A 2,948-nucleotide genomic window follows, 5' to 3' on the forward strand; every position below is an offset into this window, starting at 1 on the left:
TGGAGACGATTAATCTTTGTCTCGGCGATCGAAGATGGTGGATTTGCCGGGGACCATTAATTCGACGGGGGAAAGGAAAACTTGTCCTTGCATGACGGCGGCAATCCGTCTGGCATCGGTTTCTCGATAGGGAACGGTTCGGCAATATAAATCCATGTCTCGATAGACTGCTGGTTTTAACTTCTTGTCGGCATCGACTTGTTTATGTTGATAGGTTTCATCGAGTTCTGCTTTACCATATCCCCAGTGTAAATGTTCTGTGAGGATATCCGGGATATAATGCAATCTGCCGACTCGTTTGGCAATTTCCCAAATCCACATATCATCATAGAGGCATTCAAATAATCCGGTGGTAAAATAGCCTAATGTTTGACACCATTTGCGCGAAACGATGGGGAAGGTACAGAGTTTTTCTTGCCAATGTCCCTCGTTGAACCACATACAAAAGATTTCATCGGGATATTTCTGGGTTTCGATGTCGAGGCGATCGTCCCACCCGAAATCGTTGTAGGTTTGGTCATCGGCAGCCATAATTAAGAGGTTACCTTCGCAGCGACTGGCGAGTTCGTTCCATGCTTTGGAAATACCGATCGCCTCTCCTAATAAAAACCCACAGCGTCGAAATCGGTCCAATTTCGGTTTATGGGTTTTAAACACATCCAAATACTCGGATTGTTTCCTGTCGTCATCATCCACATAAAACAGGAGTTCGACTCGCTGGGGTTTCGATGTGGTGTTTAAAACGCTCAAAGCAAGTCGTAATGCCTGTTCCGGACGTCCGCGTGTGGGACAGAGGAGGGAGATGGTTTGCTGGGAGGTTGACATGGTTTTAGGTGATTTTCGATGAAGCACTTCTAATCGAAAATACTATATGAGTTGCGGTTTAGTTAGAGTTAAGGGGAGAATTGGGGGAAAAGGCGGCAGTGCAACCCTAATCAGGGTAAGATACCGTCTGAGGATGTCAAAAGGGACAAGCAATTGTGACTCAAACAGGGGGAATCGTCTATTTGGTGGGTGCAGGACCCGGTGATGCTGCGTATTTAACGATGCGATCGCGGCAATTGTTGGCGGAAGCTGAGGCGATCGTGTATGATGCCCTGATTGATGAGCAATTGTTGCAATTAGCGCCTGCGGGTTGTCAACGGATCCATGTCGGCAAACGCGGTGGACAACCGAGTTGGCAACAATCAGATATCGATCGCCTCCTGGTGACGCAATGTCAGCAAGGCAAACGGGTGGTTCGCCTCAAAAGTGGAGACCCCTTTATTTTCGGACGCTGTACGGAGGAAATCCAGGCGTTGAAGGCGGCAAGATGTCCTTATGAAGTCATCCCCGGCATTTCTTCGGCATTAGCGGGACCGTTACTCGCCGGAATTCCCCTAACCGATCCGGTGATGAGTCACTCGTTTACGGTGGTGACGGGACATGATTGCGATCGCCTCGACTGGGAAACCCTGGCACAAATGCCGACTGTTGTGATTTTAATGGGGACTCGTCAACTAGAGGAAATCCTCCGGCAGTTGCTGCAACATGGCAAATCCCCGCAAACTCCCATCGCCATTATTCGCGCTTGTGGCACCAGTCGTCAGTTTGTCTGGACTGGAACCTTCGCCGATATCCGCGATCGCACTCGTGGAGAATCTCTCTCCCCTGCGGTGATTGTAATTGGCGAAGTGGTCAAATTGCGCGATTATCTGCTTCCCGAGTCTCCCTCTCGTCGTCAACTCTCTCACGATTCTACTGACTCTGTTCCCATGTCCCAATTTTCATCTCACCCTGCAAAGTCTTCCCCTAATTCTGCCTCGGGTTTAACGGGAAAAACTGTTCTCGTCACGCGATCGGCAGGACAATCGAGTACCTTTACCGAAATGCTCACCGATGCGGGTGCAACGGTGATTGAAATGCCTGCGTTGGAAATTCGTCCTCCCTCTAGTTGGGAGTCGCTGGATGATGCGATCGCCCGGATTAGGGAGTTTGACTGGTTAATTCTCACCTCTGCCAATGCTGTCGATTACTTCTGCGATCGCCTCCTTGCCAAGGGAAAAGATACCCGCATCCTGGCAGGCGTTAAAATTGCAGTCGTCGGCAAAAAAACCGCTGCAACCTTGCAACAGCGGAGTTTGATAGCAGATTATATTCCCCCTGATTTTGTCGCCGATTCTCTGGTGGAAGAATTTCCTGAAGATGTATCGGGACAAAAAATCTTGTTGCCTCGGGTAGAAACCGGGGGACGAGAGGTATTGGTTGCGGAGTTTACGACTCAAGGTGCGATTGTGGAAGAAGTTGCTGCTTATGAGTCCGGTTGTCCCGAGGCGATCGCGCCGGAAGCATGGAAAGCACTCCAACAACACCGCATTGATATCATTACCTTTGCCAGTTCTAAAACCGTGCGAAACTTTTGCCAGTTACTCGATCGCAAGTCCCGGAATGGCGATCGCCCTTGGCAAAGCTTATTAAACAACGTGCGAATTGCTTCAATTGGTCCGCAGACCTCAAAAACCTGTGATGAATTACTCGGACGAGTCGATGTGGAAGCTCAGGAATATACCCTAGACGGCTTGCTGCAAGCCTTACAGTCGGGGAACGGGTGAATGAATGTAGGGACCCTTTCCATACAAAAAGCCGGTTTTGCTGAAACCGGACTTGAGAAAATTGATCTCAGGTCTTGTTTAACTGAGCACCCTAAACCAACCTCGTCTCACGCTGTGCATTAAGCGCTTGATCATCCGTCTCTCTTCTTGAGAGAGGTTGGACTCGGGTAATGCGTTTAAGAGTACCCAGTCGTGGAAGCTGATTTGCTGAGACAACGAAGCATTGATGAACATATCGTGAACCGTTGCTGTAACTTGCATAATCTTTTACCTGAACTCTATGCTTACTATTCTGTAGCTCATCGTTTGAAAAATCATCGGTGGAATCGCTCGATCTGACTCCGTAAAATTACGGAA

Annotated in this window: 2 protein-coding genes; one reads left to right on the forward strand and one right to left on the reverse strand. The window is 48.9% G+C overall.

Going from position 1 to position 2,948, the window contains the following annotated elements; genetic code table 11:
* Positions 1 to 9 precede the first annotated feature (9 nt).
* Positions 10 to 825 carry a glycosyltransferase family 2 protein gene (locus tag J0895_RS13030; RefSeq protein WP_207088519.1) on the reverse strand — a complete coding sequence of 272 codons (816 nt, stop codon included), beginning with the start codon at positions 823 to 825 and terminating at the stop codon, positions 10 to 12.
* Positions 826 to 980: 155 nt separating this feature from the next.
* On the opposite strand from J0895_RS13030, the gene cobA reads away from it, so the two are divergent.
* Positions 981 to 2,591 (forward strand): uroporphyrinogen-III C-methyltransferase, encoded by a 1,611-nt coding sequence (gene cobA / locus J0895_RS13035; protein WP_207088520.1) that lies wholly within the window; start codon positions 981 to 983, stop codon positions 2,589 to 2,591.
* Positions 2,592 to 2,948 lie beyond the last annotated feature (357 nt).

This window comes from Phormidium pseudopriestleyi FRX01 (assembly GCF_017313335.1).
Classification (GTDB): Bacteria; Cyanobacteriota; Cyanobacteriia; order Cyanobacteriales; family Laspinemataceae; genus Laspinema; species Laspinema pseudopriestleyi.

What these genes read in the sequence shown, in the direction of transcription:
- J0895_RS13030 (WP_207088519.1), bottom strand. Translation starts at nt 825, where the DNA reads ATGTCAACCTCCCAGCAAACCATCTCCCTCCTCTGTCCCACACGCGGA.